Annotated in this window: 13 protein-coding genes; 10 read left to right on the top strand and 3 right to left on the bottom strand. The window is 31.9% G+C overall.

All coding sequences use genetic code 11. From position 1 onward, the window contains the following. Nucleotides 1-106 precede the first annotated feature (106 nt). Nucleotides 107-2,083, top strand: coding sequence for a thiamine pyrophosphate-dependent enzyme (locus tag AB3G36_RS12220; RefSeq protein WP_367753131.1), 1,977 nt, complete (start codon nucleotides 107-109; stop codon nucleotides 2,081-2,083). Between the two features lie 69 nt (nucleotides 2,084-2,152). Continuing rightward, a complete protein-coding gene (locus AB3G36_RS12215; protein WP_367753129.1) occupies nucleotides 2,153-3,901 on the top strand; it encodes a DUF885 domain-containing protein in 1,749 nt (582 codons plus the stop codon). 33 nt (nucleotides 3,902-3,934) lie between these two features. On the opposite strand, the gene AB3G36_RS12210 is transcribed toward AB3G36_RS12215, so the two are convergent. Together AB3G36_RS12210 and AB3G36_RS12205 are read right to left on the bottom strand one after the other, a co-directional pair. Continuing rightward, a complete protein-coding gene (locus tag AB3G36_RS12210) occupies nucleotides 3,935-4,075 on the bottom strand; it encodes a hypothetical protein (protein WP_367757991.1) in 141 nt (46 codons plus the stop codon). Between the two features lie 94 nt (nucleotides 4,076-4,169). After that, nucleotides 4,170-5,063 (bottom strand): LysR family transcriptional regulator, encoded by an 894-nt coding sequence (locus AB3G36_RS12205; RefSeq protein ID WP_367753128.1) that lies wholly within the window; start codon nucleotides 5,061-5,063, stop codon nucleotides 4,170-4,172. Between the two features lie 96 nt (nucleotides 5,064-5,159). On the opposite strand from AB3G36_RS12205, the gene AB3G36_RS12200 reads away from it, so the two are divergent. Both AB3G36_RS12200 and AB3G36_RS12195 read left to right on the top strand, forming a co-directional pair. Next, nucleotides 5,160-5,753 (top strand): NAD(P)H-dependent oxidoreductase, encoded by a 594-nt coding sequence (locus AB3G36_RS12200; RefSeq protein WP_367753126.1) that lies wholly within the window; start codon nucleotides 5,160-5,162, stop codon nucleotides 5,751-5,753. A 2-nt stretch (nucleotides 5,754-5,755) separates the two neighbouring features. Then, nucleotides 5,756-6,046: a putative quinol monooxygenase gene (locus tag AB3G36_RS12195; protein ID WP_367753124.1), complete on the top strand. Its 291-nt coding sequence runs from the start codon at nucleotides 5,756-5,758 to the stop codon at nucleotides 6,044-6,046. A gap of 72 nt (nucleotides 6,047-6,118) precedes the next feature. On the opposite strand, the gene AB3G36_RS12190 is transcribed toward AB3G36_RS12195, so the two are convergent. After that, entirely contained in the window at nucleotides 6,119-7,663 is a 1,545-nt protein-coding gene (locus AB3G36_RS12190; RefSeq protein WP_367753122.1) for a hypothetical protein, read from the bottom strand. A gap of 154 nt (nucleotides 7,664-7,817) precedes the next feature. On the opposite strand from AB3G36_RS12190, the gene AB3G36_RS12185 reads away from it, so the two are divergent. The 6 genes from AB3G36_RS12185 to ilvC all read left to right on the top strand — a co-directional run bounded on the left by AB3G36_RS12185 (nucleotide 7,818) and on the right by ilvC (nucleotide 15,630). Then, nucleotides 7,818-8,993 carry a 2-isopropylmalate synthase gene (locus AB3G36_RS12185; protein ID WP_367753120.1) on the top strand — a complete coding sequence of 392 codons (1,176 nt, stop codon included), beginning with the start codon at nucleotides 7,818-7,820 and terminating at the stop codon, nucleotides 8,991-8,993. A 23-nt stretch (nucleotides 8,994-9,016) separates the two neighbouring features. After that, nucleotides 9,017-10,132 carry a 3-isopropylmalate dehydrogenase gene (gene leuB, locus AB3G36_RS12180; protein ID WP_367757931.1) on the top strand — a complete coding sequence of 372 codons (1,116 nt, stop codon included), beginning with the start codon at nucleotides 9,017-9,019 and terminating at the stop codon, nucleotides 10,130-10,132. A gap of 46 nt (nucleotides 10,133-10,178) precedes the next feature. Then, nucleotides 10,179-11,852, top strand: coding sequence for a dihydroxy-acid dehydratase (gene ilvD, locus AB3G36_RS12175; RefSeq protein ID WP_367753118.1), 1,674 nt, complete (start codon nucleotides 10,179-10,181; stop codon nucleotides 11,850-11,852). A gap of 71 nt (nucleotides 11,853-11,923) precedes the next feature. Continuing rightward, nucleotides 11,924-13,618 carry a biosynthetic-type acetolactate synthase large subunit gene (ilvB, locus tag AB3G36_RS12170; protein WP_367753116.1) on the top strand — a complete coding sequence of 565 codons (1,695 nt, stop codon included), beginning with the start codon at nucleotides 11,924-11,926 and terminating at the stop codon, nucleotides 13,616-13,618. A 4-nt stretch (nucleotides 13,619-13,622) separates the two neighbouring features. Further along, nucleotides 13,623-14,150 carry an acetolactate synthase small subunit gene (ilvN, locus tag AB3G36_RS12165; RefSeq protein ID WP_367753114.1) on the top strand — a complete coding sequence of 176 codons (528 nt, stop codon included), beginning with the start codon at nucleotides 13,623-13,625 and terminating at the stop codon, nucleotides 14,148-14,150. Nucleotides 14,151-14,160: 10 nt separating this feature from the next. Continuing rightward, nucleotides 14,161-15,630 (top strand): ketol-acid reductoisomerase, encoded by a 1,470-nt coding sequence (gene ilvC, locus AB3G36_RS12160; RefSeq protein ID WP_367753112.1) that lies wholly within the window; start codon nucleotides 14,161-14,163, stop codon nucleotides 15,628-15,630. The last annotated feature ends 184 nt before the right edge of the window (nucleotides 15,631-15,814 follow it).

The raw sequence follows: 15,814 nt of genomic DNA, 5'->3' as shown, positions 1-15,814 counted from the left end.
TTTAGAAAAGAATTTCAAAAGTTATAAACAAAATAAAATAATATAACAAATTTAATCAAAACTGTTATATTTTTCTATCTTTGAATTGCCTAATAAAACTATAAAAATGAACTTTGATAGACAAAACCTTACTGACGAAACCTTATTAGATTTATACAAAAGAATACTTAAACCACGACTTATTGAGGAGAAAATGCTTATTCTAATTCGTCAAGGAAAAGTATCTAAATGGTTTTCAGGAATTGGACAAGAAGCTATATCGGTAGGAGTTACTGCCGTTTTGGACCCTGATGAATACATTTTACCAATGCATCGAAATCTAGGTGTATTTACCGGTAGAAACATCCCTTTATATCGTTTATTCTCGCAATGGCAAGGAAAAGCAAATGGATTTACTAAAGGTAGGGATCGAAGTTTTCACTTTGGTACACAACAATACAAGATTATTGGAATGATTTCCCATTTAGGGCCACAGCTAGGAATTGCTGATGGAATCGCCTTAGCAAATAAACTAAAGAAAAACGGAAAAGTTACTGCCGTTTTTACAGGAGAAGGAGCAACCTCAGAAGGAGATTTTCATGAAGCTTTGAATATTGCTTCAGTTTGGGAATTACCCGTTCTATTTGTCATTGAAAACAATGGATACGGACTTTCGACTCCTACTAATGAGCAATACCGTTGTGAAAACTTAGCGGATAAAGGGATTGGATACGGCATGGAAAGCCATATTGTGGATGGAAATAATATAATTGAAGTTTATAATTTATTGTCTGAATTGAAAGCTTCCATGAAAATAAATCCACGTCCCATTTTGCTAGAATTCAAAACCTTTAGAATGCGAGGGCATGAAGAGGCAAGTGGAACTAAATATGTACCACAAGAATTAATGGATCATTGGGCAATTAAAGATCCTGTTGAAAATTACCGAAAATATTTAAAAGAAAATGGAATCCTAAATGATGATTTTGACGAAACTTTACGTTCCGAAATCAAGAAAGATATTGATGAAAGTTTGGCTTTGGCCAATGCCGAACCAGAAATAGAATATTCAGAAAGTGAAGAATTAAATGATATATACAAACCATTTTTATATGAGCAAATTAAATCTTCTAAACAAAAAGAAAAAATACGATTTATAGATGCGATTTCAAGCAGTTTAAAGCAATCTATGGAGCGTCATGATAACTTGGTTATTATGGGGCAAGACATTGCTGAATATGGTGGGGCTTTTAAAATAACAGATGGATTTGTAGCACAGTTTGGAAAAGAACGCGTGATCAATACGCCTATTTGTGAAAGCGCTATAGTTTCGGCTGGAATGGGATTATCAATCAATGGACACAAAGCAATTGTAGAGATGCAATTTGCCGATTTTGTTTCGACTGGATTTAATCCAATTGTAAATTTGTTAGCTAAATCGCATTACCGCTGGTTAGAAAAAGCTGATGTTGTGGTGCGTATGCCATGTGGTGGTGGAACCCAAGCTGGACCGTTTCACTCCCAAACGAATGAAGCTTGGTTTACTAAAACACCAGGATTGAAAGTGGTATATCCTGCTTTTCCTTATGATGTTAAGGGATTATTAAATTCTTCAATCAACGATCCAAATCCAGTTATGTTTTTTGAACACAAACAACTGTATCGTTCCGTTTACCAAGAAGTACCTACAGACTATTACACTCTGCCATTAGGGAAAGCTGCTTTATTAAAAGAAGGAAATGAAGTGACTGTTATATCTTTTGGAGCTGCAGTCCACTGGGCTTTGGATACATTAGAAAAAAATCCATCTATTTCAGCTGATTTATTGGATCTAAGAACGCTACAACCACTGGATACTGAAGCTATTTTCAAATCAGTGAAGAAGACGGGAAGAGTCATTATTTATCAAGAGGATTCTATGTTTGGAGGTATTGCTAGTGATATTTCGGCAATGATAATGGAGGAATGTTTTAAATACTTAGATGCTCCTGTCAGGCGAGTAGCAAGTTTAGACACGCCAATTCCGTTTACAAAAATACTGGAAGATCATTATTTGCCGAAAGGCCGATTCGAAAAAGAGTTAGTAGCGCTTTTAGCTTATTAATATTAGAATAAAAAATGCCGTTCATTGAACGGCATTTTTTATATCTTTATTTTTTTGAAATGACTTAATATGAAAAAAATACTTTTCCCAATTCTATCACTTCTTCTCGTGTTTTCCTGTAATAAAAAGCCAAAAACAACAGAAGGAATCAACTTAAATGAGAAATTCGAGCATTATAAAAAAGGATATGTAACCACTTTATGGGATGTTTATCCAGATTGGGCATCTAGTCAAGGGTATCATAAATTAGATAGCGTATTGGTCGCTTCAGATTCGGTTTACTTAAAAAAGCAGTTAGACTTTGCTCATTCACAACTAGATTCCATTCAAAATTATCCACTAGAGAATCTTTCAGATCCTAATATAATTGATTATTATATTATCAAAAATCAGCTACAAAGCACTATTTTTAAAATAGACAAACTTAAATCCTATGAATGGGATCCCTCTGAATACAATGTATGTAGTGCCTTTGCATCGATATTAAATGGGAAATACGATTCATTGGAGTCTCGATTACATAATTTTAATTTAAAAATGAATGGAATTACGGCCTATTATGAAGCGGCCAAAATAAATATTAAAAATCCAACTTTAGAACATACAGCACTTGCCATTACTCAAAATCTAGGAGGAATTTCTATTTTTGAAAAGGATTTAAATACCGCTTTAAGCAAAAGCAAATTAGGAGATTCAGAGAAGAAAGAAATAAAAGACAAGGCTAAAGTAGCGGTTAACGCAATTGTTACCTATACGGATTGGTTGAAAGATTTAGATAATAAAACACCTCGTTCTTTTAGATTGGGAGCTGATTTGTACAAAGAGAAATTTGAATTAGACATTCAATCGAGTTATAAAGCGGATACTATTTTTAAAAAAGCAGTGGATCATAAAAAGGAGTTGCATCAAAAAATGTATGCTTTGGCCGACAAATTATGGGTAAAATACATGAAAGAAACTCCGAAGCCAACTGATAGTTTATTTCTTATAAAAAAGGTAATAGATAAGATTTCGTTACAACATACTACACCTGCTAAGTTTCAGTCGGCTATAGAGAAGCAAATTCCAGAACTAGTCGCTTTTGTAAAAGAAAAAGATTTACTTTATATAGATCCGTCAAAACCTTTACTAGTGCGCAAAGAACCGGCTTATATGGCTGGAGTTGCTGGCGCTTCCATTTCGGCACCAGGACCATATGATAAAAATGCAAATACCTATTACAATGTGGGAAGTATGTCTGGTTGGAGCGCTGATAAATCTGAAAGCTACTTAAGGGAATACAATGATTATGTATTGCAAATTCTAAACATTCATGAAGCCATTCCAGGGCATTATACGCAACTGGTCTATAGCAATCAATCTCCAAGTTTGATTAAATCTATTCTGGGTAATGGAGCTATGATTGAAGGTTGGGCTGTATATGCAGAACTGATGATGTTAGAAAATGGCTATAAAAACTCAGATGAAATGTGGTTGATGTATTACAAATGGAATTTAAGAACAACTTGTAATTTAATTTTGGACTATAGTGTACATACTAAAAACATGAGTAAGGAAGAAGCAATGCATTTGTTAGTTGTAGACGCTTTTCAACAACAAGCAGAAGCAGAAGGGAAGTGGAATCGTGTAAGTTTATCGCAAGTTCAATTATGTTCTTATTTTACAGGGTATACTGAAATATATGAATTTAGGGAGATGCTAAAAAAAGAACAAGGAGCTCACTTTAATCTAAAAAATTTCCATGAAAAATTTCTGAGCTATGGCAGTGCTCCTGTAAAATTCATAAAAGAACTGATGCTAAAAGACCTTAAAAAATAACTCATTTATGATATTTAGGTAAGTTTTAGAATTCTAAAACTTACCTAAAATCCAATATAGAATTATAAATAAAAGAATAGTTCCAAAGCAACCACCACCTAATTTCTTGGCACCATAGCCAGCTAAAATTGTTTTAAAAAAGCCATTCATATCTTTTAGTTTTAATGTTTTCATAAAATTAATAATTTATTGAATACAAAAAAGAAGAACAGTAAATATTGAAACAAATAGCTAAATTTAGATAAAAGAAACAGGGAGTTATATTGGTTTATTCTAATTCCATAAAAATTTTCTTTATCAAATTAATCTCTTCTTCATAGATCGTTTTTTTTCGGGTAGCAAAGTATAGAATGTTTTTTAAAGGTGTTTTTCCTTCCCAGATAAGCTTTACGGAACCATTTTCTATTTCTTTACGACACAGAAAATCGGGAACCACAGCCAATCCTTTACCACTGCTTAAACAACGGACTATCGAGTTTATGTTTGGAACAATATAATTTGGTCTAAAATCAGGGTATTTATTGAAACTTAACTGCCAAAAACGGCGTAAATGCTCCATGTCTCCAGTAGTTCCATACCATTTTTGTTGTTTTAGCCAAAGTTCCAAGTTTTCAATACTTTGATTTTGTTCAATTTCTTTGAATTCCTCGTTATCAATTTCATTTCCGCCTACAAGAACAATCGTTTCAGATGAAAATGCTTGGTATTCAATCGCATTTTTAATAACCATTTGGGGGGTAATTATTAAATCCAAAATTCCTTTTTCAAGATTTTCTACCATTTCAGGATATTCACCGAATTGAATAATAACATTAAAAGGTAGCGCTGAGATGTACTGCTCTAGTGTAATTTGAAATGTTTCAAAACACATTCCTACACTGATAGTTGGTGTGTTTTTCTCTGTGCTTCTTTGGAAATTTTTTTCTGCTTCTTCGAGTTTTGTTAGCGCATCTATTATAAAATTATAAAGGACTTTTCCTTTTTCGGTAGGAATCATTTTTCTTCCAGTCCTGTCAAACAATTTGTAACCTACATAATTTTCAAGAGAACTTAAATGTAAACTAACACCAGGTTGAGAAATGAATAAAATTTCGGCGGCATTGGTTAATGTCCCCGTTTTATATATGGCTTTAAAGGTGCGGTACCATTCTAAATTGATCATATTCTATTATAATTATAATACAAATGTATGAATTAAGTTATTTTTATAATAGCAATAACTACTTTAAATTTGCACTATAAATTATTCAAGAAAATTATGAGAAAAATATTTATAATCAATGGAGGTCAAAAATTTGGTCATTCAGGAGGTCGATTTAATGAAACAATTGCAAATGAAACGGCTTCGTTTTTTCAAAATCATTCGGATTTTGAAATAAGAACTACTAATATTAATGAGGAATATAATCCTGTAATTGAAGTTGAAAACTTTGTGTGGGCGGATGCTATTATATATCATACCCCAATATGGTGGTTTCAATTGCCACATGGTTTTAAAAAGTATATAGATGTTGTTTTTACCGCTGGACATGCCAAAGGAATTTATAGAAGTGATGGGAGATCATCAGAAAACCCAACAATAAACTACGGAACTGGTGGAATGCTTCATGGTAAAAAATACATGATAACTTCATCTTGGAATGCACCTAAAGAAGCCTTTACTTTGCCTGGAGAATTTTTTAATCAACAAAGTGTTGACGATGGAGTTTTATTTGGTTTTCATAGAATGAACGCTTTTACAGGAATGAAACCCTTACAAAGTATTCATTTTCATGATGTTGAAAAAAATGCCGATATTGAAAAAGATCTAAATTTGTATCAAGAACATTTAACTAAACTATTTTTAAATTAATTATGAAAATACATTTAACAGTACTACTTAAAAGTAAAGCAGAAAACATTGAAGAATTAAAAAGTAAATTGAAAGAATTGGTTATTCAATCAAATAAGGAAGTGGCTTGTTTGCAATATGATTTACATCAAAGTAAAAAAGATCCTTCGGTATTTATTTTTCATGAAATTTGGGAAGATCAGGACGGATTAGACTTTCATAATAACCAAAGTTACATTAGAGATTTTTTTGCAATATCAAAAACACTTTTACAAGATAAGCCTATTGTTCATAGTACTTCAAGGGTAGAGTAGGTAATTAAAAAAAAATAAAAAAGCACTTTTGAAACGTATTCAGAAGTGCTTTTTTCATGGAGAAAATTTTAATTAACGATTGATTAATTTGGCTTTTTCTTTCATAATATCAGCTATTTTTCTATTTTCAATTTTGCTTTCTAGCCAAGAAATAATATCTAAGTAGAGAAAGGCTCTTTTTTCATAAGTGTTTTTTTCCAATTCAATAAAACGTTCTCTCATTTTTATAAATTCTTTTTTAATATCACCTGGATATAATGAATTTAAATTCTTCAAAAATCGAATAATTTCTTTTTGCACTTCATGCAAATCATTCATTTTTAATAAGAATTTATAAGTTGATTTTAATTGAGTTTCTAAATTAAAGTCTTTACCCATTTCATAATGAACTATCAAATAAAGCAAACGCGCAAAGCACATCAAATCTTCACGCATGATAAGATTCTTATTGTTTATTATTTTTTCCAAATAGTAAATTGATTCTGCATACTTTTCTGTACCAAAATAAATACAAGCAATTTTATAATAAAACATCATTTCGTGATGTTCATCAAGGTGTTCATTGTGAATTTGAATTTTTTCCAAAATCTCTGGAATTAAGTATTCACTTTCATCAAATGTACCTTCTAGAATATGATAGTTTAATTTATTATTATATAAATACAAAAAAGAAAGAGAAGCAATATTGTCATTTACTGGAAAACGAGAATCATGAATTGTTTCTTCTAATAAATCAAGGTATTTTTTAAACTTTGATTTGTATTTCAACATGAAAAATGATTCTAATAAATAATGGTTTCCTTTTAGGAAAAAGACAGGATTTAAAAAAATCATATTGGGATTGTCGTAGAAAAGAGTTACCCATTTATAAGCATATTTATAACTGGCTAAAAAATCTTGAACTAAAAAACTACGCCATAGATTCGCATTGTAAAACCAATATTTTTCACGAAAGCCAAATTTGTTTTCATCAAATTTAGAAATGTGTTTATTAAAATAATCGTCTATATACTTATATTCTTCATCACTTTTTACGTATCCAGTTTTAAGCATGATGCCATACAACTGCAATGATAAATTAGATAATTTACTGGATATAGTGTTGCGATAATTCAGTTCTTTGGCTTGAATTACCAATTCGTCTGCACGTCCTTGAATACTTCGGGTTATATATTGGGATTCGATTAGTTTTTCAAATTCAACAATTTCAAAAGCCATGTATTTTTCATCATTTTCAATGGCTTGTTGTTTTGTTTTATCTAATATTTTTAGACTTTGTTTGTAAAGTCCTTTGTTGTAAAGAATTGCAGCGAAATCAATTTGCTCCCTTAATTGATAACGAATGTTTTGGCTAGGAATGTTCAGTCTAATGCTTACTAAAATTTGCTTATATAAATAGGATTTGAGATTTGATAATTGTACTTTTTTAATAATCCCACTTTTCAAAATAAGTTTCTCATCATAGACTTCAGATTTGTCTAAAATGTTAAATAATTCTATGAACTTTGTATTTGAACTCGTCTCAAGTCTGCTAGCAAATATCTTAAATTGTCTTTTTTCAGACTTTGAAAGGGATTTTATTAGTACAAATAAGAAATCTTTTTGATGGTTAGCCATTGTAAAATATAGAAGCTTAATTAGTTGTTTTTCAGTTACTTATAAAGTATTTATATGCTTTATAAGCAGTATATTTCATTAAATTGAGTTTTATTTTAAAGTAATGAAATCTATTTTTGTTATCGAGATGTGAAATTACATTAAATAAATGAAAATGAATAGAGAGAAAGTTCAAATTTTTGATACCACTTTAAGAGATGGAGAACAGGTCCCTGGATGTAAATTAGACACCAATCAAAAACTAATTATAGCAAATAGATTAGATGAAATGGGTGTTGATATTATAGAAGCTGGGTTTCCTGTTTCAAGCCCAGGTGATTTTTTATCTGTTTCTGAAATCAGTAAAGTTGTTAAAAACGCTACTGTTTGTGGATTAACTAGAGCTGTTAAAAATGATATTGATGTTGCAGCAGCGGCTTTAAAACATGCAAAAAAACCGCGTATCCATACAGGTATTGGTACATCGAATTCACATATAATCCATAAACTCAATACAACAAGAGAAGATATTATTATAAGAGCAAAATTTGCAGTTTCTCATGCTAAATCATATGTAGAAGATGTTGAGTTTTACGCTGAGGATGCAGGTAGAACGGACAATGATTTCTTAGCTCGAGTCTGTGAGGAAGTGATTAAATCCGGTGCTACTGTATTGAATATTCCGGATACAACAGGATATTGCTTACCAGAAGAATATGGTGCTAAAATAAAATATTTAAGAGAGAATGTTAAAGGAATTGAAAATGTAATTCTGTCCTGTCATTGTCATAATGACTTGGGAATGGCAACAGCAAATTCTATTTCAGGAGCAATAAATGGAGCTAGACAAATTGAATGTACAATAAATGGAATTGGGGAAAGAGCTGGAAACACGGCACTTGAAGAAGTCGTAATGATTTTTAAACAACATCCTTACTTAAATTTATATACTGATATTGACACAAAACAATTAAACGAAATGAGTCGTTTAGTTTCTGAAAGTATGGGGATGATTGTTCAGCCTAATAAGGCGATTGTAGGAGCCAATGCTTTTGCTCACAGTTCTGGAATTCATCAAGATGGTGTGATTAAGAACAGAGCAACATATGAAATCATGGATCCACTTGAAGTTGGTGTAAATGAATCTTCAATTGTATTGACTGCCAGAAGTGGAAGAGCAGCATTAGCTTATAGAGCAAAAAAAGTAGGTTATGAACTTACTAAAGTGCAATTGGATATTATATATATCGAATTTTTAAAATTTGCTGATATTAAAAAAGAAGTTTTAGATGATGATATTCATCAAATTATTGAAGCGTGTAAAATACAAAGTGATTTAATCAGAAATTAATAATCTTTATACCTAATCATATGATAAAATTAAAAATAGCCGTATTAGCTGGTGATGGTATAGGACCAGAGGTAATTTTACAAGCCAAAAAGGCATTAGGTGCTATTGCTTTAGTATTTGGTCATGAATTCACTTTTGAAGATGCTTTAATTGGGGCCGTTGCTATTGAGAGAACTGGAAAACCATTACCAGATCAAACTTTAAATTTGTGTAAAAATACAGATTCAATTTTGTTTGGTGCCATTGGCGATCCTATGTATGATAATAATCCAGAATCTAAAATACGTCCTGAGCAAGGTTTATTAAAACTGCGTAAGGAATTGGGTTTATATGCGAATATTAGGCCTATAAAAGCATATCCAAAATTAATGGATGCATCTCCTATTAAAAAAGAAATTCTTCAGGGAACGGATTTTGTAATTTATAGAGAATTAAATGGCGGAATGTATTTTGGTGAAAAACATTTAAATGAAGCAGGAACATATGCTTCAGATTTGTGTGAATATAATGAAGATGAAATTTCTAAAATAACACATCTAGCCTTCAAATCGGCTCAAGAAAGACGCAAAAAAGTAACATTAGTTGATAAGGCTAACGTATTAGAAACATCCCGTTTATGGAGAAAAGTAGTTCAAAGAATTGCAAAAGAATATCCAGATGTAACTCTAGAGTTTTTGTATGTAGATAATGCTGCAATGCAATTAATCTTAAACCCGAGACAATTTGATGTTTTACTAACTGATAATTTGTTTGGTGATATATTATCAGATGAAGCTAGTGTTATTGCAGGTTCTAAGGGGCTTATGTCATCAGCATCAGTAGGTGAAAAATACTCGCTTTTTGAACCGATTCATGGAAGTTATAATGAAGTAAAAAATAAAAATTGTGCCAATCCAATTGCTTCAATATTATCAGCTGGAATGTTATTAGAACATTTTGGACTTGTAAAAGAATCAGTAGCTGTTTTTGAAGCAGTAGAAAAAGCAATAGTTAATCAAATTGTTACAATTGATTTAAAAGTGGATTCTAAATTTGGTACTAATGAAGTGGGTGATTATATCGCAAATTACATACTTAATAAAGGTGATTTATATTTTAAAATGGATAATGTGAATTTAGGGCAATCAACAATTGTATAGCTTTAAAAATTAAATTAAAAAATACATATACAAATAGACATATATAATGGAATTAAATAAATATAGTAAAACCATAACTCAAGATGAAACGCAACCAGCCTCTCAAGCTATGTTGTATGGAATAGGTTTAACAGAAGAAGATTTAAAGAAAGCACAAGTTGGAATTGTAAGTATGGGGTATGAAGGAAATACCTGTAATATGCACCTAAACGATTTGGCTAAAGATATAAAAACAGGGGTTTGGGCAGCTGATTTAGTTGGTTTGATTTTTAATACTATTGGTGTAAGTGATGGTATCTCTAATGGTAATGAAGGAATGCGTTTTTCATTGGTTTCTAGAGATGTAATTGCTGATTCTATTGAAACAGTTATGGGGGCACAATGGTACGATGGTATGATTGCAGTTCCTGGTTGCGATAAAAATATGCCAGGCGCTTTAATGGCTATGGGTAGAGTAAATCGCCCTTCTATTATGGTTTACGGAGGATCTATTCATCCCGGAAAGTGGAAAGGAGAAGATTTGAATATTGTTTCGGCTTTTGAAGCATTAGGAAAAAAATTCAGCAACACCATTACACCAGAAGATTTTAAAGGAGTAATTCAAAATGCTTGTCCAGGTGCAGGTGCATGTGGTGGTATGTATACTGCAAACACGATGTCATCAGCAATAGAAGCTTTAGGAATGAGTTTGCCATATAGTTCTTCTAATCCTGCTTTGAGTCCAGAAAAGAAACAAGAATGTGCTGATGCTGGTCGCGCCATCAGAATATTATTAGAAAAAGATATTAAGCCTAGAGACATCATGACTCGTAAAGCATTTGAAAATGCTATTACAATAGTTGCTGTTTTAGGAGGTTCTACAAATGCGGTAATGCATTTAATTGCAATGGCGCATTCAGTTGATATTGAAATTACTTTAAAAGATTTCCAAGATATTAGTGATAAAACTCCATTGCTAGCTGATTTAAAACCAAGTGGTAAATATTTAATGGAAGACTTACATAATGTAGGTGGTGTTCCAGCAGTAATGAAATATTTATTGAAAGAAGGTTTCTTACATGGTGACTGTTTGACAGTAACTGGGAAAACTATAGCGGAGAATTTAGCATCAGTCCCTAATTTAAATGATGGTCAAGATGTAATACATGAAATTCATAAAGCATTAAAACCAACAGGAAATATTCAAATTTTATACGGAAATCTTGCAGAAGAGGGTTGTGTAGCCAAAATTAGTGGTAAAGAAGGAGAATATTTTGAAGGAACAGCGATAGTTTATGAAAATGAATTCGATGTAATTACAGGGGTACAAGCCGGAGAAGTTAAACCGGGTAATGTAGTCGTCATTAGGTATTGTGGTCCAAAAGGAGGCCCTGGAATGTCAGAAATGCTAAAACCAACATCAGCGATTATGGGAGCTGGTTTAGGAAGTTCAGTTGCTTTAATTACTGATGGTAGATTCTCTGGTGGTTCACATGGTTTTGTTGTAGGACATGTTACTCCCGAAGCTTTTGAGGGTGGAGGTATAGCACTCGTCAAGGACGGTGATACTATTACTATCGATGCTGTAAAAAATACTATTAATCTAAAAATAACAGAGGATGAGTTTGCAGCTCGAAAAGCAAGTTGGGTTCAGCCTGCTTTAAAAGTAAATAAGGGAGTTTTACTGAAATATATACGATCAGTTTCAAGTGCATCTGAAGGATGTGTTACTGATAAATAATTTACAAAAAAAAGTGGAATAGTTTGAATTTACCATCTCTCATTTCACTTCGAAAACAATATATATAACCAATGGGAACAAATAAAATATCAGGCGCCGAAGCCGTTATTAGATGCTTATTAGAAGAAGGAGTAGATTTGGTTTATGGTTACCCAGGTGGTGCTATAATGCCAGTTTATGACGAATTATATAAATTTAAAGATCAATTACATCACGTTTTAGTTCGTCATGAACAAGGTGCTACTCATGCTGCTCAAGGTTTTGCAAGAGCTACTGGAAAAGTGGGTGTTGCTATTGCAACTTCAGGACCAGGAGCGACAAACTTGGTAACAGGAATTGCCGATGCTCAAATTGATTCAACACCTATGGTGTGTATTACAGGTCAAGTAGGAAAACATTTATTGGGTTCAGATGCTTTTCAAGAAACAGATATTATTGGGATTTCGACTCCGGTAACTAAATGGAATTACCAAATCACTGAAGCATCTGAGATTCCAGAAATCATGGCAAAAGCATTTTATATTGCTAGATCAGGGCGTCCAGGACCTGTTTTAATAGACATTACAAAAAATGCTCAATTCGATGAATTTGAATTCAGTTATAAAAAATGTACCGGAATTAGAAGTTATGTTGCAGTTCCAAAATTAAAATTAAAAAAAGTGGAAGCTGCTGCTGCTTTAATTAATAGTGCTAAAAAACCATTTATCGTTTTTGGACAAGGAATTATTCTTGGTCAAGCCGAAGAGTTGTTAAAAGCATTTATTGAAAAATCAGGGATTCCTGCTGCTTGGACTATTCTAGGTCTTTCAGCTTTACCTACCGATCATGCATTGAATGTGGGTATGTTAGGAATGCATGGAAATTATGGTCCAAATGTATTGACTAACGAATGCGATGTTTTAATTGCTCTAGGGATGCGATTTGACGATCGTGTAACTGGAAATTTAGAAACGTATGCTAAACAAGCAAAAGTAATTCACTTTGATATTGATCCTGCTGAAATTGACAAAAATGTAAAAACTGAAGTAGCTGTTTTAGCTGATATCAAAGAATCTTTGGCTGCAATTCTACCTTTAATTGAAGAGAAGAAACATGAGTCTTGGCATAATGAATTCAAAAAATTATATCAAATAGAATTAGATACCGTAATCAATGATGAGTTAAAACCAAAGAAAGAAGGAATTTCTATGGGAGAAACTATTGAAATGATAAATAAACATTCTAAAGGAGATGCAATTATAGTTCCAGACGTAGGTCAGCATCAAATGTTTGCTTGTCGTTACGCTAAATTTAATAATTCTAAAAGTATTATTAATTCAGGTGGATTAGGAACAATGGGATTTGCACTACCTGCGGCAATTGGTGCTAAAATGGGAATGCCAGAACGTGAAGTAGTAGCAATTATAGGAGATGGTGGTTTTCAAATGACAATTCAAGAACTAGGAACTATTTTTCAAACGAAAGTTCCTGTGAAAATTGTAGTCTTAAACAATGAATTTTTAGGAATGGTTCGTCAATGGCAACAATTGTTCTTTGATAAAAGATATGCTTCTACAGAAATGATAAATCCTAATTTTATAGCTATTGCAGAAGGGTATTATATCAAAGCAAAAAAAGTAACTAAAAGAGAAGATTTAGATGCAGCTGTAGCCGAAATGATGGCTTCAAAAGAATCGTACTTCCTTGAAGTTATGGTAGAAAAAGAAAATAATGTATTCCCAATGATTCCAACAGGAGCTTCTGTTTCTGATATCAGATTAAGTTAATATTATGGAAAATCAAACATTCACCATTTCTGTTTATTCAGAAAATAACGTTGGGCTATTAAATAGAATATCAGGGATATTCTTAAAGCGCCATATTAATATATTGAGTTTAAATGTTTCAGAATCAGAAATTGAATCTGTATCTCGATTTATTATTGTAGTAAATACTACTGAAAAATGGGTACAAAATATTGTCGGTCAAATAGAGAAACAAATTGAGGTAATTAAAGCATTTTATCACATTGATGAAGAAACTATTTTCTTAGAAAATGCTTTGTTTAAAATAGAATCTAGTTTATTATTTGACGAAAGACAAATTCAAAATATTATAAAAGATAGTAATTCTGAAATAGTTACAGTTTCAAGAGACTTTTTTGTGATTTCAAAATCAGGAAAACGTTCTGAAATTGAAGAGTTATATCAAAATTTAAAACCTTTCGGAATCATGCAGTTTGTACGTTCAGGAAGAATATCTATTTCCAAGGAAAAAATGGAAATTTCAGCATTATTAGAAGAATTAAAACAAAAATAAAAATTAAAAAATGGCAAATTATTTCAATTCATTACCACTTAGATTACAATTAGAACAATTAGGAGTTTGCGAATTCATGGATCAATCAGAATTTGCTAATGGAATCGAAGCTTTAAAAGGTAAAAAAGTAGTTATTGTTGGTTGTGGAGCTCAAGGTTTAAATCAAGGTTTGAACATGAGAGATTCAGGTTTAGATATTTCTTATGCTTTACGTGCAGAAGCAATTGCTCAAAAAAGAGCTTCTTTCATGAATGCTGCTGATAACGGTTTTAACGTAGGGACATATGAAGAATTAATCCCAACTGCTGATTTAGTTTGTAATCTTACTCCAGATAAACAACATACTGCAGTTGTAACTGCTATCATGCCATTGATGAAACAAGGTTCCACTTTAGCCTATTCTCATGGTTTTAATATAGTAGAAGAAGGGATGCAAATACGTAAAGACATTACTGTTATTATGTGTGCTCCAAAATGTCCGGGATCAGAAGTACGTGAAGAATATAAGAGAGGTTTTGGTGTGCCAACATTAATTGCTGTTCACCCAGAAAATGACCCAAACAATGAAGGATTCGAGCAAGCAAAAGCATATGCTGTTGCTACTGGAGGTCATAAAGCTGGAGTTTTGAACTCTTCTTTTGTTGCTGAAGTAAAATCGGATTTAATGGGAGAGCAAACTATTCTTTGTGGAATGTTGCAAACAGGATCTATTCTATGTTTTGACAAAATGGTTGAAAAAGGAATTGAACCTGCTTATGCTTCAAAATTAATTCAATACGGTTGGGAAACTGTAACTGAAGCTTTGAAACATGGTGGAATTACAAATATGATGGACCGTCTTTCTAATCCTTCAAAAATTGAAGCGTATCGTTTAGCAGATGAACTTAAAGACATTATGCGTCCTTTGTTTCAAAAACATATGGATGATATTATTTCTGGTGAATTCTCTAGAAATATGATGATTGACTGGGCTAATGATGATGTCAATTTATTGACTTGGAGAGCAGCTACAGCTGAAACTAATTTTGAAAAAACGGCTGCAACAGAAGCAGTAATTTCAGAACAAGATTATTTTGACAATGGGGTTTTGATGATTGCAATGGTAAAAGCGGGTGTTGAATTGGCTTTTGAAACAATGACAGAATCAGGGATTATCGCTGAATCGGCTTATTATGAATCATTACATGAATTACCTTTGATTGCAAATACAGTAGCTAGAAAAAAATTATACGAAATGAATAGAATCATTTCGGATACAGCTGAATATGGTTGTTATTTATTTGATCATGCTTGTAAGCCTTTATTAACTGATTTCATGAAAACAGTTGAAACTAACATTATCGGTAAACCATTTTCATCTACAAATGGTGTAGATAATACAGTATTAATTGCTGTAAATAAAAGTATAAGACAACATCCAATAGAAGAAGTTGGTGAATGGCTGAGAGAATCTATGACAGCTATGAAAAAAATAGGATAAATTAAAATTAGGAATTGCCGCACATGAGGGTGTGTTGGGATTGGCACTGTATCATTTATTTTTCATGTATTTTGAATTAGTAAACAACTTATTAAAACTTAATGATCAATATGGTTGCTTATTACATTCACTTAACTAGTTTGATAATTAGTTAAGTGGAGTAATTCCTTTTTAATTAAAAAAA

This window comes from Flavobacterium sp. WC2430 (assembly GCF_040822075.1).
Taxonomy (GTDB): domain Bacteria; phylum Bacteroidota; class Bacteroidia; order Flavobacteriales; family Flavobacteriaceae; genus Flavobacterium.
The sequence above is the reverse complement of the archived record's forward strand: the minus strand, read 5'-3'. Positions and strand labels throughout refer to the sequence as shown.